Here is a 22,529-nt window from a genome sequence, read left to right as displayed (position 1 = left end):
CGCGGCGCCCGCAGCCTGAAGGGACGGTTGTGCGGCCTCAAAGCGCCCTGCGACAAGGCGTGTTGACCTAGTAGCGTTACGTGGTGACCCACCCGTGAGTGGCTCCCCCCGGGACGCCATGGAAGGAGCGCAGACACAGTGCGCCGTATCGCGTCCGAAGTCCAGATCAGCGCCCGTCCCGACGAGGTGTGGGACGTCCTCACCGATTTCGAGCGGTTCCACGAATGGAACCCGTTCCTGGTGCGGGCCGCAGGCCGCGCCGAGCCGGGCCAACGCCTCATGCTGCGTTTCCGGTTGCCGGACGGCGGCCGCGAGATGGTGTTCAAGCCGACCGTCCTGACGAGCGAGCCGGGCCGACTGCTGCGCTGGCGGGGCAGGCTCGGCCTGCCCGGCGTCTTCGACGGGCTGCACACCTTCGAGCTGACGGCTGGCGGGGGCGGCACCCATGTGCTGCAGAGCGAGACGTTCACCGGTGCGCTCGTCCCCGTCACCGGATCCGTCATCCGGCAGAGCGAGACGGGGTTCGGGATGCTGACCGATGCCCTGAAGGGGCGGGTGGAGGAGCGGGCCGCCGCGAGTTGAGGGGCCGCCGCGAGCTGAGGGCCGCGGCGGACCGGGGGCCGCGAACCGGGACGCGAGAGCCGGGCGGGGAAGCCCGCCGCCGGCCCCCCGGGGGAAGTGGGGCCGGCGGCGGGCTGGCCCGGGGCCGCGCCGAACGGGTGCGGCGCATGTCCATCACCCTGCCCGGGCGCTCTAAAGGCGCACTTGAGCCCGGTCCGACGGACGATCTGCAAGGGCCTCTTTAGCCGCTGCCGGGAGAGTCGAGCGACCGTGACTCCTCCGGAAAGGCAGCGTTGACGATGACAACTGAGCTGACCGCACAAGTGTGCGTGGTCGGAGGGGGGCCCGCGGGCCTCACCCTGGCCGTGGAGCTCGCCAAGCGCTCGGTCTCCGTCGTGGTCCTGGAGCAGAGCGGCCACTTCGACCGGTCGTTCCGTGGCGAGTCGGTCTCTCCCGACTCGGTGTGGCTCCTCGACCGCCTCGGCGTCCTGGGGCGGCTCGACGGCGCCTACCAGCAGATGCACCGCATGGAGATAGTGGACTCCGGCAGCGCCGTGCTGCGAGCCGACTTCACCCGCTTCCCGTATCCGCACCCCTACCCGGTGGAGATGCCGCAGCCCGCGCTCCTGTCGGCACTCGCGGGGCTCGGTGAGGAGTACGCCGACGACTTCACGCTGCTCCGCAAGGCCACGGCGGTGGGCCTGGTGCGCGAGGGCCAGGGGCCGGTGACCGGGGTGCGGGCGCGCACTCCGGAGGGCGAGGTCACGGTGCACGCCGCCCTGACGGTGGCGGCGGACGGCCGGTTCAGCAAGGTGCGGGAGATGTCGGGGCTTCCCTACACCCGCATGCCGCTGGAGCGGGACGTGGTGTGGCTGAAGCTGCCGTTCCCGAAGGAATGGGACGACCGTACGTACCGCATTCGCATCGAGGGCGATCAGCACGGCCTGTTCATCCCCACCCACCCCGACAGCGTGCGGGTGGGCTTCAACATCCCCAAGGGCGGCCTCAAGGAGCTGCGCGCCAAGGGGCTGCCCGCCCTGTACGAGCGCCTGGACCGGCTCGCCCCCGAGCTGTCCGGCACGGTGCGCTCCGAGATCCGCAGCTGGTCGGACACGTCGATGCTGGACATCTTCACCACCCTGGTGCCGCGCTGGTCCTGCCCGGGACTGGTACTGACCGGCGACGCCGCGCACACCCTGACACCGATTCTGGGGCAGGGCGTCAACCACGCCATCATCGACGCGGTGACGCTGGCTCCGCTGGTGCAGCGGGCGTTCGCGGCCGGCGGCTCGGTCGCCGAACTCGGGCGCGCGGGTGAGGAGTTCCAGCGGGCCCGGGAGACGTCGGTGAGCAAATCGCGGGGGCTCCAGCTGCGCCAGGAGCGGCTCTTCGCGCTGCACGGCGCAGGGGGCACCCTCCGGCGCACCCTGTACCGGGCCGTGGACCGCAGCCAGCGGCTGAAGCAGCGGGTACTCGCGGGGGCGTACTTCCAGTTGCAGCAGCAGGGCCCGCACGAGGTGCCCACGCACCAACCGGCGTCGCGTGTGTGACGGCACGCGCCGCTGCACGGCGAAGGCCCTGACTCCGGGCGGGAGTCAGGGCCTTCGCCGTGCCCGTGCGGGGCGCGCGGCGCGGGAGGGTCACCAGGCGACGGGCAGCCTGGTCAGTCCGTGCACCATCATCCCGGTCGTCATACGCAGGTCGGCGACGTCTTCGGCGAGCTTCAGGGCGGGGAAGCGGCGCAGCAACGAGCCGATGACGATCTGCAGTTCGGCGCGGGCGAGCGCCGCGCCGAGGCAGTGGTGCGGGCCGTGGCCGAAGGCGACGTGCTGGGTCGCCGAGGGGCGCCGGGGGTCGAAGTCGGCGGGCGAGCCCTCGGGGAAGCGCGCCGCGTCCTGATTGGCCGAGCAGATCGCCGCGAGCACGGCGCTGCCCTTGGGGATGAGCGTGCCGCCGAGCTCGACGTCCTCCAGGGTGACGCGCAGCGGCCCGCCGTCACCGATCGGGTTGATCCGCATCAGCTCCTCGACGGCGTGCTCGATCATGTCGGGGTTCTCACGCAGCGCGGCCAGGTGCTCGGGGTGGCGCAGCAGGGTCAGTACACAGGTACCGATCATGGAGACGGTCGTCTCGTGTCCGGCGACGAGCAGCGTGATGCACATGGTGATCAGCTCGTGCTCGGTGAGCCGGCCCTCCTCGTCGTGAGCGGTGACGAGCGCTCCGATGAGGTCGTCGGTGGGCTCGTCCCGCTTGCGCTGGATGAGAGCCGCCAGATACGCGATCATCGACGCGCGCTGGGCGGCGGTCTCCTCGGGGGTGTGCGAGGTGAGCGACACGAAGGCGTCGGACCAGGCGCGGAAGCGGCCCCGGTCCTCGAAGGGCACGCCGAGCAGCTCGCAGATGACCATCACCGGCAGCGGGAAGGCCAGTTCGGTGTTGAGGTCGACGGGCGGCGCGAGACGCTCCATCGAGTCGAGCAGTCCGTCGGTGAGTTCCTGGATGCGCGGGCGCAGTTGCTGCACGCGGCGCCCGGTGAACTCCCGCAGGACCAGCTTGCGCAGCCGGGTGTGCTCGGGCGGGTCCATCGTGAACAGGCCGCCGGCCAGCGGGGGCGTGCTGGACAGCTGGGGGGCGCCGGGCTCGACGGTGGCGGCGCGGCTGAAGCGGGGGTCGGCAAGGACGGTGCGCACGTCGTCGTAGCGGGTGACCACATGCCCCGGATCGCCGCTCGGCAGACGTACGTGAGCGACCGGGCACCGGTCCCTCAATTCCTCGTACACCGGCGGGACTTCAATGGCGGACGGCCGGTGGAACGGGTAGCTCAGAGTCGGCTCGGCGGCGCTCGCGCCGCTGGGGGCCGACTGCTCTTCGATGTCCATGGGTGCTGCCTCCATGAAGGGGGTCAGGGCTCGCGAGATCGTCGCAACGCGGGCTTGTGGCGGGGCAAAGGCCGTGCTGGTCGGGGTGTGGGGGCGGTTCAGCGCTGCCGGCCGTCGGCCGTGCGCAGCCCGTATCCCAGGGCTCGGTCGAGGGCGATGTGCAGCAGCCAGGCGAGGCCGAAGGTGAAGGGTGCGGCGTTCTGGCCGGGGCCGTCCGCGAGCAGGGCCACCACCGTCATCAAGGCCAGTGGCCCGGCCGGCCGGTGGACGAGGTTGTAGGCGCCCACGGTGGCGCGCGGCAGCTGACCGTGCTGATGCGGGCCCGAGGCGCCGACGAAGAACGACAGGTCGGGTGCGACGAAGCCGAGCAGGCCGAGCGGGATCACCCAGCCCGTGTGCTTGACCATCTCGAACACGACCCAGACGAGCAGGAACACGCCGAGCAGCGCCCAGGCGGTGCGGACCGCCACCGACGTCGAACTGCGGGTGGCGTCCCGGGTGGCGGATGACGTCATGAACTCACTCCTAGTGGGGGAACGGCGTGCGTGCGGGTGCGTGCGGGCTTACGGCATGCGTCGGCGTCACCATCGGGGACCGCCCTAAAGGCTCGGATGGGCCCCGGCCCGAGCCGCCGCGGCCCTCGGATTTGGCCGCCCTTTAGCCGTCGACCGCACGCTGCGTGATGTGTCGGCCGGGATCCGCTCCGCAGCGGATCCGGTGCCCTCCCGGCCGGGCAGTGACCCGGCCCGCGCATGTCCATGCTGTGCGGGCCCGGCTCAGCCCGTCCGATCGGCCGCCGGCCGAGCGCCGCGCGGCGGATCCCGCCGGCACACCCACGCAGGACGGACCCGAGGCGGAGCAAGATGACGCGATACCTGGCCCGGAGCAGCATTGACGAGAGCTCGAGCGCGGACATACGGCTGTTCTGTTTCCCGTACGCGGGCGGCGGCGCCTCGGCGTACGGGCGCTGGCAGCGCACCCTGGACGCCCACGGCGCGGGGGTGCGGGTCATGCCCATCCAGCTCCCCGGCCGTGAAGGGCGCATCGACGAACCGCGGTTCACCGATCTGCAGGCCCTGATCGACGACATGGACGCCCAGCTCGACGACGAGCTGGAGCGGCCCCACATCTTCTACGGGCACAGCATGGGCGCGTTGATCGCCTACTCGCTGGCCTGGCGGCGGCAGCAGCGCGGCGCGCCGCTGCCGCTCGCGGTCGTACTGAGCGCCTACCGGGCGCCGCACCTGCCCGCGCCGCAGATCGCCCGCCCGGAGGCGAGTGACGAGGAGCTGATCGAGAGCCTTGCCGCGCTCGGCGGGATACCCCAAGTACTCCTGAACCACCCCGACTTCCTCGCCGCGCTGCTGCCGGTGGCCCGCGACGACCTGCTGCTGTGCACGGGCGACGCGGCCTCGTGCCTCTCCGATCCGCTGCGGGTGCCGCTGCACCTGTTCGCGGGCCGCAGGGACCGGCTGGTGTCGGTGCCCGAGGTGGTCTCGTGGCGGCGGCACGCGGGGCGGGGCTGCGAGGTGCGGACCATGCCGGGCGGGCACTTCTTCGTCCGGGCCCACGAGGAGACGTTCCTGGGTGAACTGGCCCCGCTGGTACGCCAGTACGCACGGGTGCCCGTCGCCGCCTGACGGCGCGGCCCCGACCCGGCACCAAGGCGGCCGGACCATGAACTCCTCATGGTCCGGCCCTCGCGCACGCACGGTCCGGCCCGTGTCCGGATCACTGTCCCGGTACGCCCCCGCGTGCCACCGTGAGGGGTCGCCGGAGCGGGCCGCGACCCGATCAGGAGGTGCGCTGTGATGCCGAAGACCCAGCCGTGGCCGCTCGTGCTCGACGACGTGTACGGCCCCCACGACGTGCGCGCCCTGCGGCCGGCGCGACTGCCCGCACTGGCCGTGGAAGTCCGGGAGTCGCTTGCCGCCCACCCCGGTGCGGACACCGGCGTCGAGCTGGGCATCGCGCTGCACCGGGTCTTCGACTCCGCGCGAGACCAAGTGGTCTGGGGAAGCCCTCAGCTCTCGTCCGCCCATGAACTGCTGTGCGGACGCCGTGAGTTCATGGCGCGGTCCGGTGCCGCCGGGGCGGTCGGCCCCCTGGGCGTAGGGGCCCTTTCGTACGCCGAAGGGCTCGCCCGCGCCTTCCTGCTCGGCGGGCGCACCGACCGGCACGCGATCGCCGTCGTGGACGGCGCGGTCCTCGCGACCGACGCGGCCCGTGAGGCCCTGGACTCCCTGGCCCGCACCCCCGAACTGCGGATCGTCGTCGTGGTCCACGGGGAGGTCACCGGGGGAGGAGGGCTGCACCGGGGCGCACGTGGCGGGATCACCGGCCGGATCGTCGGGGGTGCTCTGCGCCGTGCTCCCCTCGTCGGGACGAGCTTGTACGACGCGTTCACCGGGCCGGGTCTCGAACACACCGGGCCGGTCGACGGCCGCAGCCCCGCGCGGCTGGAATCCGCGCTGCGCGCCGCCAGGGAAGCGGACCGGCCGGTGGTCGTGCACTGTGTGACCCCGGGGCGGGCCGGGACCGAGCGGCTCGGTGTGCTGCCCTCGCGGTCGTGGGCGTCCGTCTTCGCCGAGGAGCTGGCCGCGGCCGGGGCGGAGCAGCCGGACGTCGTCGCGGTGAGCGCTGCCCGCCGACTGCCCCATGTCCTCGCGGGGTTCGCCGCGATCCACCCGGAGCGCGCCCTGGCCATGGGCGGCACCCGGGAGCACGCAGTGCACTGCGCGGCGGGCCTGGCCGCCGAGGGGCTGCACCCCGTGATCGCCGTGCCTGCCGGGGCGCCGATGCCCGCGGTCGGGCGCGGGCACGGGACCACCTTCGTGCTCGACGGGGCGCCGTCCCCGGCCGGGCTGCCGGACGGTGTGCGCTGCGCGGTGCCGCGCGACGGGGCCCGGTTGCGGGCGCGGCTGCGGGAGGCCCTGGGCACCGCGGACGCGCCCACCGCGGTGTGCTTCCCCGAAGGGCCCGTATCCCCGGACATCGAGGCCGTGGCCCACGACCGTGGACTCGACGTGCTGCGCCGTGCGCCGCAGCAGGTCCCCGACGACGTACTCATCGTGTCGGTCGGATCCATGGCCCGGATCTGCCTGGAGGCGGCCCGGCTGCTCGACGACCGGGGCGTGGGGGTGACCGTCGTGGACCCGGGGTGGACCACACCGCTCCCCGCGCGGCTCGGTGAACTCGCCGCCGAGCACGCCCTTTCGGTGACGGTGCGAGGCGGTGTGCTGACCTTCGCGGGGGTCGGTGAGTCGGTCGGTGAGTCGGTCGGTGAGTCGCTGGGTGAGTCGGTCGGCGGTGCCTCGCTGACCGGCGCCGCCGTTGCCGAGAGCGTCGCGCTGCGGCTCGGCGAACTCCACGACGCCTGCGGCTGAACACCCCGTACGCCGCTGTGGCCCGCAACCCGGATGACCGGGCGGCGGGCCACAGCGGCGTACGGGGACGGACTCAGCCCACGGTCTGCGCGGGGGCCTTGACCGCCGGGGCGCCGGTGGCGTCCTGTGCGCCGGTCGTGCCCTCGGCGGCACCCCCGGCCGTGCTCGGCGTGCCGGCCGGGACGAGGGGTCCGCGCCGGAAACCGAAGAGCCCCGTGAGCACGGACAGGACCAGGAACACGAGGAGGACCGTGAACGCGGACTGCAGCCCGTTCACCAGCGCGACATCAGGGTTCGCGCCGTGCGCCGCCTCCGAGGCCGTCTTGTTGTTGAGCACCGTCACGGCGACGGCGATACCGAACGCGGCGCCGATCTGCGTCGAGGCGTTGAGCAGCGCGGAAGTGGTCCCCGCGTCCTCGTCGGTCGCCTCCGACGTGCCCACGACCGGGGTCGGGATGAGGCAGAAGACCAGGCCGACGCCGAACAGAGTGGTGGCCGGAAGCAGGAAGCTCCAGTAGCCGGTGTGCACGGGAAGGCCGATCAGCATGACGACGCAGCCCGCGAGCGCGACCGTACCGGCCAGGTACATGTTCCGCGGCCCCGTCCTGCCGATCAGTGTGGAGGCGAGGGGAGCGAGGACCATCAGCGCGATGCTCACCGGCAGATACGCGAGACCGGTCCGCAGCGGGCTGTAACCGAGGACGCCCTGCATCCACAGCGGAAGGAGGAAGAAGATCGGCATCATGATCGCCGCGGTGAGGAACTCGCCGAGGCCGCCCGCCACCACCGAACGCGAGCGGAAAAGACGCAGCGGCACGAGCGGCGCCTTGCTGCGCCCCTCCACCACGACGAACGCGATCAGCAGCGCGACCGCGACGGCGAAGGCCCCGAGGGTGCGCCAGTCCGCCCAGCCGTGGTCGCCGGAGGTCACGATGGCGTACACGAGCAGCAGCAGACCGCCGGTCGCCGTGACCGCTCCGGCCAGGTCCTTGGCGGGCCGCTCGCCCGACGGCCTGAGCGCCTTGACGAGGACGAGGGCGGCCGCCCCGACGGCCAGGCCGACCGGCACATTGATCCAGAACGCCCAGCGCCAGTCGACGTTGACGATGGCTCCGCCCATGATGGTCCCGGTGCTCGCGCCGATCCCGATCACCGCGCCCCACACGCCGAACGCCTTCGCCCGCTCCTTGGTGTCGGGGAACACCGTCACCAGGATGGACAGTGAGGCGGGTGACAGGGCCGCGGCGCCGATGCCCTGCAGCGCACGCGCGGCGAGCAGCGCCCCCTCCGAATCGGCGAGTCCGGCGCCCAGCGAGGCGAGCGTGAACAGCGCGAGACCGGCCAGGAAGACAAGGCGACGGCCGACTACGTCGGCGAGCCGGCCGCCGAGCAGCAGGAGGCCTCCGAAGAGGAGGACGTAGATGTTCATGACCCACTGCAGGCCGGTGGTCGACAGGCCGATGGACTCCTTGAGCCTGGGGCCCATCACATTGACGACGGACGAGTCGATGGCGATGACGAACTGGGCAAGGGAGATGACTCCGAGCACCCACCAGCGCCGGGGGTCTGGCGGGGCGGTGGCGGCAGGTGCGGACGCCCCCGCGTGAGCGGTGCCCCGCTCGGGAGCCGAGTCGGTCTTCATGAGGTCTCCTCGCATGCCGGGCCGGGGTGGCCGGGGGCGACTAGATGTTCCGGGTGGTCGTGCGTGCAGGTTCCGGGTGGTCGTGCGTGCAGGTACGGCAGCGTGCGCGCGAGTGCTTGCGGCTCGCTGAAGCGACGCCTTCGCCACCCGCCCGGCGGCCCGGGTGCAACCGGCCCTTTAGTTCTCCCGCACACGGTGACTGGCCACGAGCGGCGCCGATGTCCCTCCGTGCGGCTGCTGCACGAGCGACAGGAGAAGAGGAACGTGACCACAGCAGTGACGACCCCTGAGGCGGAGCGGCTCGGCCCGCTCGACCGGCTCCGCGCCCTGCACCAGGAAGGGCGGATCGCGGCCGAGTATCCGGCGGTGCCCGCGCTCCTCGCCGAACTCACCGGCCACGACGCGGACTTCGCGGCCCTCGCCCGCGCCGGACGGCTGCTCGCCCGGGTCTCGCCGGAGAGCATCAGAGAGCTGCACCCTGGCGCCGCACCGGCGACCGTGGCGCTCACCGGACACGGCATGCTGGACGCGCTGCCCCCGGCGCTCACCGCCCAGTTCGCCCGGCACGGCATACCGGTGCGGATCTCCGACGCGGAGTACGACTCCTGGCTGCGGGACCTCCAGGACACGTCCAGCCCGCTGTACGAGTCCGGCACGGAACTCGCCCTGTGCGTCCTGGACGCGCAGGTCGTCTTCGACGAGCTCCCGCTGCCCTGGCAGGTCACGGACCTGGCCGCGGTCCTCGACAGCAAGTTGAAGCAGCTCACCGGGCTCGTCGGGCGCTACACCGAGCACGGCCCCGGCACCCTGGTCCTCAACACCCTGCCGCTCCTGAGCGGCCACACGCACCAGCTCGTCGACCACGCGTCGCGCGCCGAGCTCTCGCTGCGCTGGCGCGAGTTCAACTCGGGGCTGCTGCGTCTGGCGGCCGAACACCCGCGCCTTCACGTGGTCGACCTGGACCCGCTGATCGCCGACGGCGGCCCGGTGCGCGACAGCAGGCTCGCCGCGTACGCGAAGGTGCACCTGGGCGAGGAGCTCCTGGGGCGGTACGCGCGGGAGATCGGGCACCTCGCCCGGACACTGCGCGGGCGCGCCAAGAAGGTCCTCGTCGTCGACCTCGACAACACCCTGTGGGACGGCATTCTCGGCGACGACGGCGCGGACGGCATCGCCGCGGCGACGACCTACCGCGGCGAGGCGTTCGGCAAGTTCCAGCGCGCCGTCAAACAGATCGGCGCCCAGGGCGTGCTGCTCGCGGTGTGCAGCAAGAACGACCGGGAGCCCGTCGTCGACGTGCTGCGCGACCACCCCGACATGACGCTGCGCGAGGCCGACTTCACGCGGATCAACGCCAACTGGGACCCCAAGGACGGGAATCTGCGGGACATCGCCACACGCCTCAACCTCGGCGTGGACAGCTTCGTCTTCGCCGACGACTCGCCCTTCGAGTGCGGCCTCGTGGCGGCCGGCCTGCCGGAGGTCGCCGTGGTCCGGCTCGACGAGGAGCCCGCGCTGCACGTGGACCGGCTGCTCGCCGACGGCTGGTTCGACGTGCGCTCCCTGACCGCGGAGGACCGGCTGCGATCGGGGCAGTACCGCTCCGAGGCCGACCGGCAGGACCTCCAGGAGAGTTCGGGCTCGATGGAGGACTATCTGCGGGCCCTGGACATCCGCCTGGAGGTGTCGCCCGTACGCGACCACGAAGTGGCCCGCATCTCCCAGATCACCCTGCGCACCAACCAGTTCAACCTCACCACCCGCAGGCTGCAGGAGGCCGACGTACAGGAGCGGCGTACCGATCCGGACCATCTCGTCCTGGCGTTGCGCGCCCGCGACAAGTTCGGTGACAACGGCGTGATCGGGGCCGTCTTCGCGCACCGCGACGGCGACGCGCTGCACCTGGACAACATGCTTCTCAGCTGCCGGGTCTTCGCCCGGGGCATCGAGCAGGCGGCGGTGTCCGTGCTCCTCGCGCACGCCCGTGACACCGGGGCGGCGGCCGTGCACGCGAGCTACCGCCCCACCGCGAAGAACCACCGGGTGCGCGGCTTCTACCCCTCGCTCGGCTTCGAGACCACCGCTGAAACAGCCGATGGAGGGCTTGAGTTCGTCCACCGGCTCGGCGACATCACGCCGGTTCCCGGGCAGCTGGCCCTGGACGCCGACTTCGCCTGATGCCGCCGCCGGGCGAGCGACGTCGAGGCCGCTCAAGCCCGCCGAGCCCCCGCACAAGCGGCACCCAAGCCGTTCGCCGCAGCATCGAACTGTCCGAAAAGACCAACGCCCGGCGCTGTGCCGTCGGATCGTCGAAAGGTCAGGGAACGACGTTGACAGCCTTCCGAACCTTTACGGAACTGGTCCTGGCGCGTACCGACGCGCTCGGCTCCAAGGACGCCTTCATCTTTCTGCCGGACGACGCCAAGGGTTCGGCCCCCCAGCACCTGACGTATCGCCAACTCGACCTGGAGGCACGGAAGATAGGGGCCTGGTTGCAGCAGAACGGGGCCGCGGGGCACCAGGTGCTGCTGCTGTTCCCTTCGGGCCTCGAATTCGTCAAGGGCTTCATCGGCTGCCTGTACGCGGGGGCCGTCGCGGTACCCGCGCCGCTCCCCACCGAGCAGGGCAACCACTTCACCCGCGTCTCGGGGATCCTGCGCGACGCGGAGGCGCGCGCGGTCCTCACCGACTCGGTCAACGCCCCCGACATCACGGCCTGGCTGGCGGCCGAGAACATGACCGACGTGCGGTGCCTGGCCACCGACGCCCCCGACCACGGTGACGCGGCGGCCTGGACCGCGCCGTCCCTGATCCCGGAGGACCTCGCGTTCCTCCAGTACACCTCGGGCTCGACCAGTGACCCCAAGGGCGTCATGGTCTCGCACCGCAACCTGCTCGCCAACGAGCAGGCCATCAAGAACTCGGCCGGCGGCGACTCCGATACCCGCTACGGCGGTTGGCTGCCCTTCTACCACGACATGGGCCTGATCGGGCACATCCTGCAACCCCTGTTCCTTGGCGCCTCGGCCGCCCTGATGTCGCCCGTGTCGTTCCTGAAGCGGCCGCACCGCTGGCTTCAGATGATCGGCGACCACAAGGTCACCATCGGCGGCGGACCCAACTTCGCGTACGACCTGTGCCTGCGCCGCGTCACCGACGAGCAGCTCGCCACCCTCGACCTGTCCAGCTGGCGGGTGGCCTGCAACGGAGCCGAGCCCGTCAGGGCCGAGACGATACGGGCCTTCACCGAGCGCTTCGCACCCGCGGGCTTCAGGCCCGAGACGTTCTTCCCCTGCTACGGCATGGCCGAGACGACGCTCCTCGTCTCCGGCACCCCGCAGGCCAGTCGGCCCGTCGTCCTCGGCGTCGACTCCGAGGCCCTTGAGGCCGGCGAGCTCGCCGACCCGCGCGAAGACACGCCCAGCCGCACCCTGGTCAGCAGCGGCGTCGTCAACCCCGACGACTTCGACGTGCGCATCGTCGACGCGGAGACCTTCAAGGAGCGCGACGAGGGGTCCGTCGGCGAGATCTGGGTGCGCGGCGAGAGCGTCGCGGAGGGCTACTGGAAGCGCCCGCTGACCAACAAGGAGATCTTCGACGCGGCCATTTCCAACGGCAACGGCGGTACGGACGCAGGGGGTTGGCTGCGCACCGGCGACCTGGGCGTGCTGGAGGACGGCCAGCTCTACGTGACGGGCCGGCTCAAAGAACTGGTCATCTTCGCGGGCCGCAACCTCTACCCGCAGGACATCGAGCGGGCGGTGCAGGGCACCGACAAGGCCCTTGGCATCGGCGCGGGCTCGGTCTTCGCGGTGGAGACCGACCGCGAGCACCTGATCATCGTGCAGGAGGTGCGCACCAGCAAGGTCGCCACCGATCTGCGCACCCTGGCCACCAGCGTCCAGGGCTTCATCGGACGGGAGTTCAACATCCCCGCGGGCAATGTGCTCCTGGTGCGCCCCGGCACGATCCGCAAGACCACCAGCGGCAAGATCCAGCGCACCCTGATGAAGCAGCTGTTCCTCAAGGGACAGATCACCCCGCTGTACGAGGTTCTCGAGCCCGCGGTCCGTGAGCTCGTCGCCGACGCCATCGACCGCCCGCTGGTTCCGGGAGCCTGACATGGAGCATCCGCCGTACCGGCTGGCCGAGGAGTTCGACGCCTTCCTCGGGGACCCGAACGACCCGCGCACCACCTTCTCGTACGAGCGCTGCACCGAGCTCGACGAGAAGGAGGAGTTTCCCGCGGACATCTGCCGTCTCCTTCAGGAATGGGGCCTCTCCGACTACTACGTGCCGGTCCAGCACGGCGGACAGCTCGACGACTACGAGCAGTTGCTCCAGCTCCTGCGGGCCGTCGCGAGGCGCGACCTGACCACCGCGATCGGCCACGGCAAGACCTACCTGGGCGGAGTCTGCGTCTGGGTGGCAGGCAGTGCCGAGCAGGCCGAGCGGCTCGGCGGCGACATCCGGGCCGGGGTGCCGGTATCGCTCGGTCTCACCGAACGGGCACACGGCAGCGACCTGCTCGCCTGCGAGGTGAGCGGTCGCCCGGCCGCAACGCCGGGCGACGGCGACGGCGATGGCTGGCTGGTGAGCGGCGAGAAGTGGCTCATCAACAACGCCACCCGCGGCTCGCTCCTGTCGCTGCTCACCCGCACCGACCCGGCGGGCGGCCCGCGCGGCTTCAGCGTCCTGCTCGTCGACAAACGGGAGCTGGCCGAGGGCACCTACCGGCATCTGCCCAAGGTGGACACCCACGGCATCCGCGGCGCCGACATCTCGGGCGTCGTCTTCGACGGGGCCCGGGTGCCGCGCCGGGCCCTGGTCGGCGCGGAGGGCGGCGGCGTCGAGACGGTCATCAAGGCGCTGCAGCTCACCCGCACCATGTGCGCAGCGCTTTCGCTCGGAGCGGGCGACCACGGGCTGCGCATCGCCCTGGACTTCGCCGAGGAGCGCGAGCTCTACGGGCGGCGGCTCATCGAGCTGCCGAAGGCCCGCAGGACCCTGGGCACCGCCGCGGCCGATGTACTGCTGCATGAGGCGCTCGCCCTGGTGGCCTCGCGCGCCGTGCACACCCAGACCGCGGAGATGAGCCTGACGGCCGCGGTCACCAAGTACCTGCTGCCCTCCGGCACCGAGGGCGTGCTCACCGAACTGACCCGGCTGCTCGGCGCCCGCGCCTTCCTCAAGGACGTGTACGCGCACGGCCGGTTCCAGAAGCTCGACCGGGACCACCGCATCGTGGGCCTGTTCGACGGCAACACACTGGTGAACCTCAACTCGGTGGTGAACCAGTTCCGTTCGCTGGTACGCGGTCACCACCGCGGCACCGGCGACACGGCGGGAGCCGCGGCCGCCCAGGACCTGAGTGTGCCGCTGCCTCCGCTCGACCCGGCGCGCCTTTGCGTGGTCGCACGGCGCGGAAGCGGGATCATCGCGGGTCTGGCCGGCAACCTCGCCCAGCTGACCGGGCGGGCGCAGTCCCGTCCCCAGCTGTGGCCGGCCGTCGCGGCGGCCCGGCGGCTGCTCGCCGTCACCGACGCGGTGCACGCCGAGATGGAGACCCACCAGGGCGTCGTCACCGACGTCCCCCCGGCCGCCTTCGAGACCGCCCGGCGCTACACCCTGTGCTACGCGGGCGCGGCCGTCCTCGGCCTGTGGACCGAGAACGTGGACCGGTTCACCGACGGCGCGAGCGCCGCACTGTGGCGCGACGCGCTGTGGCTGCGGGCCGCGCTCGACCGGATCCTCACCCGACTCGGCGAGGGCGACTGTCCGGGCACGGCCGACGACTCGGAGCCGGAGACCTACGAGGCGCTGCTCGCCGAGCTGCGGTCCGCGCGCGCCCAGGGCCGCCTGTTCTCGCTCATCGAGCAGCGGGAACCGGCCTCGCCCACCTCCGAGAACACCGCTGCGAACGCCGCTGCCACGCACGGCGGGAACGAGAGGACGTCATGCTGACCGGTTCCCTGCCCCAGGGGGCCCCCGGAGCCCCCGCCACCGACCAGGAGACCAGGGTCGTCGCCCGCGTCGCCGAGTTGGAGAAACGTCTCGGCGACCCGAACGACGAGACGAACCCCGTCTCGTACGCCCGGCTCCTTGAGGCCGACGAGGCCGGGGAGATCTCCGCGGCCGGTGAGCGCGTCCTCGACGAGGCGGTGCTCAACGCCGACTTCGTGCCGCGGGAGCACGGTGGCCGCCTGGAGCGGATCGACACCCTGGTACGGGTGATGCGCCAGGTGTTCCGCCGCGACGTCACCCTGGGCCTCGGCTACGGCGTGACCTCGTTCATGGCGGGCGTCAACGTGTGGTCGGCCGGCTCCGCCGAGCAGCGCGAACGCCTCGCCCGGATCATGCTCGACGGGGGCAAGGTCTCGGTCGCGTACCACGAACTGGCGCACGGCAACGACTTCGTACGCAATGAGTTCGAGGCCAAGGAAGGGCCGGACGGAGGCTATCTGCTCTCCGGTGAGAAGCAGGTCATCAACAACGCCGACCGGGCCGCGGCCTGGGTCCTCTTCAGCCGCACGAGCCCGGCCCCCGGCAGCCGCAGCCACTCGGTCGTGTTCGCCGAGCGGGCGGGCCTCGACGCCGAGAGCTACCGGGTACTGCCGCGGTACGACGCGGTCGGCGTACGCGGCTGCCATCTGTCGGGGCTGCACTTCGACGACACCCCGGTGCCCGCGGACGCGCTCGTCGGCGAGGTCGGCAAGGGCGTCGAACTCGCCCTGCGCGCCTTCCAGATCACCCGCAGCGCGGTGCCGGGCATGGCGCTCGGCGCGGCCGACACCAGCCTGCGCACCGTCGTCTCGTTCGCGCTCGGCCGTGAGCTGTACCGCAAGTCCGTGATGAACATCCCGCACGCCAAGGCGACCCTGTCCGGGGCCTTCCTCGACCTGCTCGCCTGCGACAGCCTCTCGCTGGCCGCGACCCGCGCGGTGCATCTGCTGCCCGACGAGACCAGCGTCTACGCGGCCGCCACCAAGTACCTGGTGCCGAAGATCCTCACCGAGACGATGCACGACCTGTCGATCGTCCTCGGGGCCCGCTTCTACGTCCGCGAGGGCGAGTTCGGCATCTTCCAGAAGCACATCAGGGACCTGCCGGTCCTCAGCCTCGGCCACGCGGGCTCCGCCGCCTGCCAGGCCACGATCATCCCCCAGCTGGCCCGCCTCGCCCGGCGGTCCTGGTTCGTGGGGGACCCGGCGCCGGCGTCGCTGTTCCGGCTGCGCGAGGACCTGCCGGACATTCCCTTCGAGAAGCTCAAGCTCGCCAGCGGCCGTGACGCGCTGAGCGCCACCCTCGTCGCCGCGGTGCAGGAGCTGCCCAGTTCCACGCCCGAGGAGCGGGCGGTCCACGGGATCGCCCTGAAGATGATGGACGAGCTGCGCCAGTTGCAGGAGGCGAGCCTCGCACTCGCCCCGGAGAACCGCACCGCCCTGGCGAGCCCCGCCACCTTCGCCCTCGCCGACCGGTACGCGGTGCTCCTCGCCGCCGCCTCCGCGATCGGCGTCTGGCAGCAGGCCCGCTCCGGCGACGACATGTTCCTGGCCGACCCGTCCTGGCTGGCCGCCGTGCTGCACCGCCTGGCGCGCCGTCTCGGCCAGCAGCCCCCGGACCTGCCGCCGGCCGTCGACGTCCGGCTGCACGAGGAAGTACTGCACCGGTTCGACCAGCGCAGGAGCTTCGACCTCTACAACACGCCGCTGGCCGGCTGACCCCGAGCAACTCATCGCTGAACCAAGGAGTGCACCATGCCCGCTTCCCTCGCCGGACACACCCGTGAGTCGCTCACCGGCTGGTTGACCGAGCGCATCGCCCTGTACCTCAAGCGACAGCCGTCCGAGATCGACGCGGCCGTCCCGCTTGCCGAGTACGGCCTCGACTCGGTGGCCGCCTTCGGCCTGTGCGGCGACATCGAGGAGGACTTCGACTTCGTCCTCGAACCCACCGCCGCCTGGGACTACCCGACGGTGCACGCGCTCGCCGACCACCTCCTCGCGGAGTTCGCGGCCGTGGAAGGCGGCTCCAGCTGATGGAACCCATCGCCATCGTCGGCATCGATTGCAGGTTCCCGGGGGCGCCGGACACCCGCGCCTACTGGGACCTGCTGTTGCGCTCGGGAGACGGTGTGGGGGAGGTGCCCCGGCTGCGGTGGGAGGCCAAGGAGTTCCACTCGGCCGCCGGTTCACCGGGGCACACGAACACCACCGAGGGCGGCTTCGTCAGCGACCCCGACGCGTTCGACAACGAGTTCTTCACCATCTCGCCGCGCGAGGCGGCAGCCATGGACCCGCAGCAGCGGCTGCTCCTGCAGTGCGCCTGGCGTGCCGTCGAGGACGCCGGGATCGCCCCGCACCGCCTCGCCGGATCGGCCACCGGCGTCTTCGTCGGCATCATGGGCAACGAGTGGGCGCAGCTCCACCTGACCGACTACGACAACGTCACCGCGCAGATCGGCTCCGGCAACGGCTACTGCATGACCGCCAACCGGGTCTCCTACCACCTGGACCTCAAGGGGCCCTCGCTCGCCGTCGACACCGCCTGCTCGTCGTCGCTCGTGGCCGTGCACCTGGCGGTCAACTCCCTGTTGTCCGAGGAGAGCGACGTCGCGCTCGCGGGGGGTGTCAACGTCGCGCTCACCCCGGCCCTCTCGATCTTCTACACGCAGGCGGGCCTCTCGGCGCCGGACGGCCGCTGCAAGCCGTTCAGCGCGGACGCCGACGGCATCGGTCGCGGCGAGGGCGTCGGCGTCGTCGTGCTGCGCAGGCTCAAGGACGCGGTCGCCGACGGACAGCGCGTGTACGCGGTGATCCGGGGCACCGCCGTCAATCAGGACGGGCGCTCCAACGGCATCACGGCGCCCAACCGCTGGGCGCAGCAGGACGTGCTCGCCGCGGCCTACCGCAGGGCCGGGGTCGAGGCGTCCGACGTCACCTTCACGGAAGGGCACGGCACCGGCACGGCGCTCGGCGACATGATGGAGATCAAGGCCCTGGGCCACCATCACGCCGGGCGCGAGGGCAAGCCGATGGCGCTCGGCTCGGTGAAGGGCAACCTGGGGCACACCGAGGGCGCAGCGGGCATCGCGGGCCTCATCAAGGTCGCCCTCGCCCTGCACCACCGGGTCGTGCCCGCGAGCAGGTTCGCCGCCAAGGAGAACCCCGGCCTGAAGCTTCGCGAGCGCGGGCTCCGGCTCCTGAAGGCGCCGCTCCGGCTGCCCGCGACGGGCGTCGTCGCCGGACTCAGCAGCTTCGGTATGGGCGGCACGAACGCACATGCCGTGCTGGAGAGCGCCCCCGCCGCGGCGGGCAGGCCGCCGCAGCCGTCGGGCGCGCCCGGCGGGCTCGCCGCCGCCGTGTTCACCCTCACCGCGCCGGGCGTGAACTCGCTGCGGCGCAACCTGCTGGCCCAGGCGGACGCCGCCGCGGCACGGCGGGTGCCGGTGGGGGCTCTCGGCTGGACCAGCAACCACGTCAAGGGCGGCCACCGCTACCGGTTCGCCGTCTCCGCCGTGGACACGCCGCAGCTGGTGACCCGGCTGCGGGAGGCCGCAGCGGACGACGACCTGCTCGCCCGCCTCACCGCGGCGCCCGCGGGCCGCCCGAGGACGGCGTTCCTGTACACCGGGCAGGGCTCCCAGTACCCGGCGATGACGGCGGGCCTCTACCGGGACTCGGCCCTGTACCGGTCCTTCCTCGACGAGGCCGACGCCGCGCTCCTGCCGCACACGGGCAGCTCCGTACGCGATCTGATCCTCGGCAGATCCGATGACATCGACGCCGTCCACCGGACCCGGTGGACCCAGCCCGCCCTGTTCGCCGTCGAGTACGCCATGGGGCGCACCCTCGACGCGCTCGGCGTGCGGCCCGACATGCTCCTCGGGCACAGCGTCGGCGAATACGCGGCGGCCGTCCTCGCCCGGGCTCTCCCGTTGGACGGCGCGGCGCGGCTGATCGCGGCGCGGGGCGCCCTGATGCAGGAACTGCCCGACGGCGGCGGCATGTTGTCGGTGCGGGCCGCGCGCGAGTCGCTCGAGGAGCGGATTGCCGCGGAGCCGCTGGTGGGCATCGCCGCCGTCAACGGCCCGCAGGCCACCGTCCTCTCCGGCGATCTGGCCGCCCTGGAACGCGTCGAGGCCGAACTGACCGCGGACGGCGTGCGCACCCGCAGGCTCCAGGTCTCGCACGCCTTCCACTCGCCGCTCATGGAGCCGGTCGTCGAACGCTTCGCGGCGCTGGCCGACGAGGTCGGCGGCGGGGTGCCCGAGACTCCGGTGTACTCCACGGTGCGCGGTCGCGTCCTCGACGGGGAGGCGATGGACGCGGCGTACTGGACGGAACACATCGGTGCCCCGGTGCTGTTCGCCGACGCGGCGGCCGCCCTGCTCGCCGACGGGGCGAGCCATCTGGTGGAGACAGGGCCACGTCCCGTCCTGTCCCGGATGGTCCGCGCCCTCGGTGGTGCGCGGCCCGGCTCGGAGCCCACCCACGTCACGCCGGTGCCCGCCGAGGACTCGGGCGGGCAGGACCTGGCCGACGCCCTGGCAGCGCTCTACCGCGGCGGCGTCGACCCGGACTGGGACGCCGTGTACGAGGAGCGGGACCGCGTACCGCAGCAGCTGGCGTCGTACGCCTTCTCCGATCAGCACCGCTACTGGGCGGCGCGGGTCCCCTCGCGCGGCGCCGCGCCCCGATCCGTCGCGCCGGTCCTTGAGGTCACCGAGCCGGAGCGTGGCCGGGCGACCCAGGAGCCTCAGTCAGGGGCCGTCGCCGTACTCAATGTCAGCCGCGGCAAGGCCGATGGGCCGGTGGCGCTCGCCGCCATGGAGGCCGTCGGGCAGGTCGGCGGCTACAGCTCCGACGAACTCACCCCGGAACTGCGGCTCTACGAAGACCTCGGTTTCGACTCCGTGATGGTCATGGAGCTCAAGACCCGTCTGGACGAACGGCTCACCGGGCTCGACTCGGTGAGCGTCCAGGATCTGCTGCCGCGGCTCGCCACCATCGGTGACCTCGTCAGCTTTCTCCACGAGATCGACGCCGCCGCACCCGGCCACGAAGAGAGGACGGCATGAGCCAGGAACCGCAGACCGAGACCACACCGACCGCCTACATCGCGTCCATCGGCACCGCCCTGCCCGGCGACCCGGTGGACAACGCGTCGCTCGCCAAGATGCTCGGCGTCAACGAGGAGTGGATCGAGGTCTTCATCGGCACCAAGACCCGGCACTTCGCCCGCGACCTGGCCACCGGCGAGGTCCGCTGGTCCCTCGCCGACCTGTGTGCCCGCGCCGCCGAGAAGGCCCTGTACGCGGACGGCGTCGACGCCTCCGACATCGATTTCATCGTGCTCGGCACCGCGACGCCCGACACCCTGATGCCGGCCACGGTCAACGACGTCGCCGACCAGCTCGGCATCGACCAAGTGCCCACCTTCCAGCTGCAGTCGGGCTGCGCGGGTGCCGTGCAGGCGCTCAGTCTGGCCCAGACCATGATCGCCTCGGGGCAGTACCGCACCGGCCTGGTCATCGGTGGCGACGTGTGCAGCAAACACCTCGACGTGCGGCGCGACCTGTCCGACGCGGCCCCCAGCGACCTGGTCAACTTCGTGCTGTTCGGGGACGGGGCCGGCGCCGCCGTGCTCACGTCCGAGCCCGCCGGGCAGCGGGTCGCGGTACGCCATGTCCTCAACCGGTTCACGGGCCTGGGCCGCAAGGCGGGGCAGGTGATCGAGTGGTTCGGGCTCGCCGACCGCCACGACGACCGGCAGGCGCTCACCGAGGACTACAAGGCCATCGAGGAGGGCGTGCCGGTGATGGCCGTGGAGATCCTCTGGGAACTCCTCGGTGAACTCGACTGGGAGGCGGATGACCTGGACTACCTGCTGCCGCCGCAGCTGTCGGGCCGTATGACGCGCCGTATCACCGAGGAGCTCGGTCTGCCGACCGCGCGCGAGGTGTCCTGCGTCGCCGACACCGGCAACAACGGCAACGCCCTGCCCTTCCTGCAGATGGAGAAGCTCCTCGGCGAGATGTCCCCGGGCGAGAAGGCCCTGGCGGTCGCCGTCGAGTCAAGCAAATGGATCAAGGCCGGATTCGCCCTGGAGAAGATATGAGCAGCCCTGCGAGCACCTTCACCCTCGACGCGTTCACCCGACTCGTCCGCGACGAGATCGGCATGCCCCTGGAGCCCGAACAGGTGACGGCGGACTTCGACGAACTTCCCGAATGGGACTCCCTCTACCTGCTCAAACTGGTGACCGCCCTGGAAGTCGCCACCGGACACGGCGTCCCCGTCGGCAAGATCCTCGAGGCCCGCAGCCTGAAGGAGATCTACGACCTGGCGGTGCCGGCATGAGCAAGGCCACGGCGCTCGGGGCGCGCACCGTCGTGGAGCGGCGCCGTCGGCACACCCTGTTCTTCCTGGAGTGGGCGGCCGGCCAGCGCCCGGTGCACCTGGACACCGACATCGACATGACGCGGATCCAGGAGCACCGGTCCCAAGCCCGGGCCCGCGGCCTGCGCTACTCGTACGTGACGTATCTGCTGTTCGCGGCGGGCCGCGCCCTGGAGCGGCACCCCGAGGCCAACGCGGTGATGGCACCGGGCTGGCCGGGGATGTTGCGCGCGCCCCGCATCGTGCGCTTCGAGGGGGTGACCGCGAAACTCGCCCTCGACCGCAAGGTGGAGGGCGAGCGGACCGTCCTGTCCGCCCTGGTACCGAACCTGGAGCGGGCCGGGCTGCGTGAGATACAGCAGCAGGTCGACCGCTACCGGGGGCAGGACGCCGCCGAACTGCCCGAGTTCAAGGGCGTCCGGATGCTCGGACGCCTCCCGTTGCCACTGGCCCGCACCGCGTTCGCGGCGGCCCTGCGCGACCCGGGGAAGCGGCCCGCCGTCTTCGGCACCGTCTCGGTGAGTTCACTCGGGCACAGCTCGGTGGACGGCTTCCACTCGGCGGGCGGCACCGCCGTCACCCTGTGCGCGGGGCGGGTGGCGCAGCGGCCCGTGGTCCGAGCGGACGGTTCCGTGGCCGCCGCCCCCATGCTCCGGCTCGGCCTGACCTTCGACCACCGGGTGATCGACGGCGGGACGGCAGCCGATCTGCTGACCGATCTCCACCACACCATGGAGGCCTTTGATGACGGCTCCAGCGGGCAGACCAGCCCTGCGGACCATCGGGGAGCCGATCGTGATCACGGGACCCGGCGGGGACTGGAGCAGAGTCCGCGCTGACCTGGACCGGCACGCCTGCACGATCCTCTACGCCCGCCTGGGCGACTGGCGACCGGAGGAGGCGAGGGGGCCCCGCCTGCGGGCCCTGCTCGGCCGGGACTGGGCGCGCTTCCTGGAGTTGACGCACCCGGACGTGCGGACCAGGTTCGCCTCGTCCCGGGTGCTGCTCAAGTTCGCCGCCGCGGCGGCGCTCCATGTACCGCCGCAGTCCGTCGAGTTGGGCTACACGCACACCGGACGGCCCTATCTGCGCGGCTACGACGGCGTGCACATCAGCCTCAGTCACACCGACGACCTGCTCCTCGTGGGCCTCGCCACCGGCGGCGTCATCGGCGTCGACGCGGAGAGCGCCGACCGCAAGCTGTACGGGCCGGGACTCGACCGGCACATGTGCACCCCGCACGAGGCCGCGGAGATCGAGGCGATGGATCCGGAGAAACGCGACCCGGCGCTCGTCCGCCTCTGGACACTGAAGGAGGCGTACAGCAAGGCGATCGGCCTCGGCATGCAGTTCCGCTTCACCAACTTCGGCTTCCGGACCGACGGCACGTCCACCGATGTGCTGCGCCCCGACGGCAGCCCCGGCTCGGACGGCGAGTGGACCTTCCGTACGTACGAGATCGACGGCAAGTACACCGTCAGTGTGGCCGTCGGCGACGCCGGGTTCGGCCCCACGGACGACACGGCGGCGGGCACCGCCCTCGACGCGGGAATCATGGACGCGCTCGCCGAGGTGCTCGGCGAGGACGAGACGCAGGAGGACGAGGCCGGCGACTGGTGGTGACGGGGCCCGGACGCGTACAAGCGGGCCCCAAGCACCC

Annotated in this window: 17 protein-coding genes; 14 read left to right on the top strand and 3 right to left on the bottom strand. The window is 72.0% G+C overall.

Annotated features, from left to right (window positions below):
- Positions 1-138 precede the first annotated feature (138 nt).
- Positions 139-582 carry an SRPBCC family protein gene (locus ACFVXC_RS33055; RefSeq protein ID WP_389912924.1) on the top strand — a complete coding sequence of 148 codons (444 nt, stop codon included), beginning with the start codon at positions 139-141 and terminating at the stop codon, positions 580-582.
- 278 nt (positions 583-860) lie between these two features.
- Positions 861-2,111: an FAD-dependent oxidoreductase gene (locus ACFVXC_RS33050; protein WP_389912921.1), complete on the top strand. Its 1,251-nt coding sequence runs from the start codon at positions 861-863 to the stop codon at positions 2,109-2,111.
- A gap of 90 nt (positions 2,112-2,201) precedes the next feature.
- On the opposite strand, the gene ACFVXC_RS33045 is transcribed toward ACFVXC_RS33050, so the two are convergent.
- Positions 2,202-3,440, bottom strand: a complete 1,239-nt coding sequence (locus tag ACFVXC_RS33045; protein WP_389912918.1) for a cytochrome P450 — start codon at positions 3,438-3,440, stop codon at positions 2,202-2,204.
- A gap of 98 nt (positions 3,441-3,538) precedes the next feature.
- The gene (locus ACFVXC_RS33040; protein ID WP_389912916.1) at positions 3,539-3,955 is read right to left on the bottom strand and encodes a DUF4260 family protein; all 417 of its coding nucleotides are present in this window, start codon (positions 3,953-3,955) and stop codon (positions 3,539-3,541) included.
- A 348-nt stretch (positions 3,956-4,303) separates the two neighbouring features.
- Between ACFVXC_RS33040 and ACFVXC_RS33035 the strand changes: the two genes are divergently transcribed.
- Entirely contained in the window at positions 4,304-5,080 is a 777-nt protein-coding gene (locus tag ACFVXC_RS33035) for a thioesterase II family protein (protein WP_389912913.1), read from the top strand.
- Positions 5,081-5,251: 171 nt separating this feature from the next.
- Positions 5,252-6,826: a 1-deoxy-D-xylulose-5-phosphate synthase N-terminal domain-containing protein gene (locus ACFVXC_RS33030; protein WP_389912910.1), complete on the top strand. Its 1,575-nt coding sequence runs from the start codon at positions 5,252-5,254 to the stop codon at positions 6,824-6,826.
- Between the two features lie 73 nt (positions 6,827-6,899).
- Here the strand turns inward: ACFVXC_RS33030 and ACFVXC_RS33025 are convergent, their stop codons facing one another.
- Positions 6,900-8,468: a DHA2 family efflux MFS transporter permease subunit gene (locus ACFVXC_RS33025; RefSeq protein WP_389912907.1), complete on the bottom strand. Its 1,569-nt coding sequence runs from the start codon at positions 8,466-8,468 to the stop codon at positions 6,900-6,902.
- Between the two features lie 264 nt (positions 8,469-8,732).
- Here ACFVXC_RS33025 and ACFVXC_RS33020 point away from each other — a divergent pair, with 264 nt between their 5' ends.
- From ACFVXC_RS33020 to ACFVXC_RS32975, 10 genes are all read left to right on the top strand, one after another.
- Positions 8,733-10,646, top strand: coding sequence for an HAD-IIIC family phosphatase (locus ACFVXC_RS33020; RefSeq protein ID WP_389912905.1), 1,914 nt, complete (start codon positions 8,733-8,735; stop codon positions 10,644-10,646).
- 152 nt (positions 10,647-10,798) lie between these two features.
- A complete protein-coding gene (locus ACFVXC_RS33015; protein WP_389912902.1) occupies positions 10,799-12,589 on the top strand; it encodes a fatty acyl-AMP ligase in 1,791 nt (596 codons plus the stop codon).
- A 1-nt stretch (position 12,590) separates the two neighbouring features.
- Positions 12,591-14,432, top strand: a complete 1,842-nt coding sequence (locus ACFVXC_RS33010; RefSeq protein ID WP_389912899.1) for an acyl-CoA dehydrogenase family protein — start codon at positions 12,591-12,593, stop codon at positions 14,430-14,432.
- A complete protein-coding gene (locus tag ACFVXC_RS33005; RefSeq protein ID WP_389912896.1) occupies positions 14,426-16,189 on the top strand; it encodes an acyl-CoA dehydrogenase in 1,764 nt (587 codons plus the stop codon). The genes ACFVXC_RS33010 and ACFVXC_RS33005 overlap by 7 nt, the downstream gene beginning before the upstream one ends.
- A gap of 36 nt (positions 16,190-16,225) precedes the next feature.
- Positions 16,226-16,507, top strand: a complete 282-nt coding sequence (locus ACFVXC_RS33000) for an acyl carrier protein (protein WP_389912893.1) — start codon at positions 16,226-16,228, stop codon at positions 16,505-16,507.
- Positions 16,507-19,548, top strand: coding sequence for a type I polyketide synthase (locus ACFVXC_RS32995; RefSeq protein ID WP_389912890.1), 3,042 nt, complete (start codon positions 16,507-16,509; stop codon positions 19,546-19,548). The genes ACFVXC_RS33000 and ACFVXC_RS32995 overlap by 1 nt, the downstream gene beginning before the upstream one ends.
- Positions 19,545-20,588 carry a 3-oxoacyl-ACP synthase III family protein gene (locus ACFVXC_RS32990; protein WP_389912888.1) on the top strand — a complete coding sequence of 348 codons (1,044 nt, stop codon included), beginning with the start codon at positions 19,545-19,547 and terminating at the stop codon, positions 20,586-20,588. Before ACFVXC_RS32995 ends, ACFVXC_RS32990 begins: the two co-directional genes overlap by 4 nt.
- Complete coding sequence (locus tag ACFVXC_RS32985; RefSeq protein ID WP_389912886.1) at positions 20,585-20,830, top strand: phosphopantetheine-binding protein; 246 nt, start codon at positions 20,585-20,587, stop codon at positions 20,828-20,830. Before ACFVXC_RS32990 ends, ACFVXC_RS32985 begins: the two co-directional genes overlap by 4 nt.
- Entirely contained in the window at positions 20,827-21,708 is an 882-nt protein-coding gene (locus tag ACFVXC_RS32980) for a 2-oxo acid dehydrogenase subunit E2 (protein WP_389912883.1), read from the top strand. Before ACFVXC_RS32985 ends, ACFVXC_RS32980 begins: the two co-directional genes overlap by 4 nt.
- Positions 21,665-22,492 carry a 4'-phosphopantetheinyl transferase family protein gene (locus tag ACFVXC_RS32975; protein ID WP_389912880.1) on the top strand — a complete coding sequence of 276 codons (828 nt, stop codon included), beginning with the start codon at positions 21,665-21,667 and terminating at the stop codon, positions 22,490-22,492. Before ACFVXC_RS32980 ends, ACFVXC_RS32975 begins: the two co-directional genes overlap by 44 nt.
- The last annotated feature ends 37 nt before the right edge of the window (positions 22,493-22,529 follow it).

This window comes from Streptomyces sp. NPDC058257 (assembly GCF_042881845.1).
GTDB lineage: Bacteria > Actinomycetota > Actinomycetes > Streptomycetales > Streptomycetaceae > Streptomyces.
The sequence above is the reverse complement of the archived record's forward strand: the minus strand, read 5'-3'. Positions and strand labels throughout refer to the sequence as shown.

Bases quoted from the DNA above. Each gene is read 5' to 3' on its own strand.
- ACFVXC_RS33050 (WP_389912921.1), top strand. From the start codon at position 861: ATGACAACTGAGCTGACCGCACAAGTGTGCGTGGTCGGAGGGGGGCCC.
- ACFVXC_RS33045 (WP_389912918.1), bottom strand. From the start codon at position 3,440: ATGGACATCGAAGAGCAGTCGGCCCCCAGCGGCGCGAGCGCCGCCGAG.
- ACFVXC_RS33040 (WP_389912916.1), bottom strand. From the start codon at position 3,955: ATGACGTCATCCGCCACCCGGGACGCCACCCGCAGTTCGACGTCGGTG.
- ACFVXC_RS33035 (WP_389912913.1), top strand. From the start codon at position 4,304: ATGACGCGATACCTGGCCCGGAGCAGCATTGACGAGAGCTCGAGCGCG.
- ACFVXC_RS33030 (WP_389912910.1), top strand. From the start codon at position 5,252: ATGCCGAAGACCCAGCCGTGGCCGCTCGTGCTCGACGACGTGTACGGC.
- ACFVXC_RS33025 (WP_389912907.1), bottom strand. From the start codon at position 8,468: ATGAAGACCGACTCGGCTCCCGAGCGGGGCACCGCTCACGCGGGGGCG.
- ACFVXC_RS33010 (WP_389912899.1), top strand. From the start codon at position 12,591: ATGGAGCATCCGCCGTACCGGCTGGCCGAGGAGTTCGACGCCTTCCTC.
- ACFVXC_RS33005 (WP_389912896.1), top strand. From the start codon at position 14,426: ATGCTGACCGGTTCCCTGCCCCAGGGGGCCCCCGGAGCCCCCGCCACC.
- ACFVXC_RS33000 (WP_389912893.1), top strand. From the start codon at position 16,226: ATGCCCGCTTCCCTCGCCGGACACACCCGTGAGTCGCTCACCGGCTGG.
- ACFVXC_RS32995 (WP_389912890.1), top strand. From the start codon at position 16,507: ATGGAACCCATCGCCATCGTCGGCATCGATTGCAGGTTCCCGGGGGCG.
- ACFVXC_RS32990 (WP_389912888.1), top strand. From the start codon at position 19,545: ATGAGCCAGGAACCGCAGACCGAGACCACACCGACCGCCTACATCGCG.
- ACFVXC_RS32985 (WP_389912886.1), top strand. From the start codon at position 20,585: ATGAGCAGCCCTGCGAGCACCTTCACCCTCGACGCGTTCACCCGACTC.
- ACFVXC_RS32980 (WP_389912883.1), top strand. From the start codon at position 20,827: ATGAGCAAGGCCACGGCGCTCGGGGCGCGCACCGTCGTGGAGCGGCGC.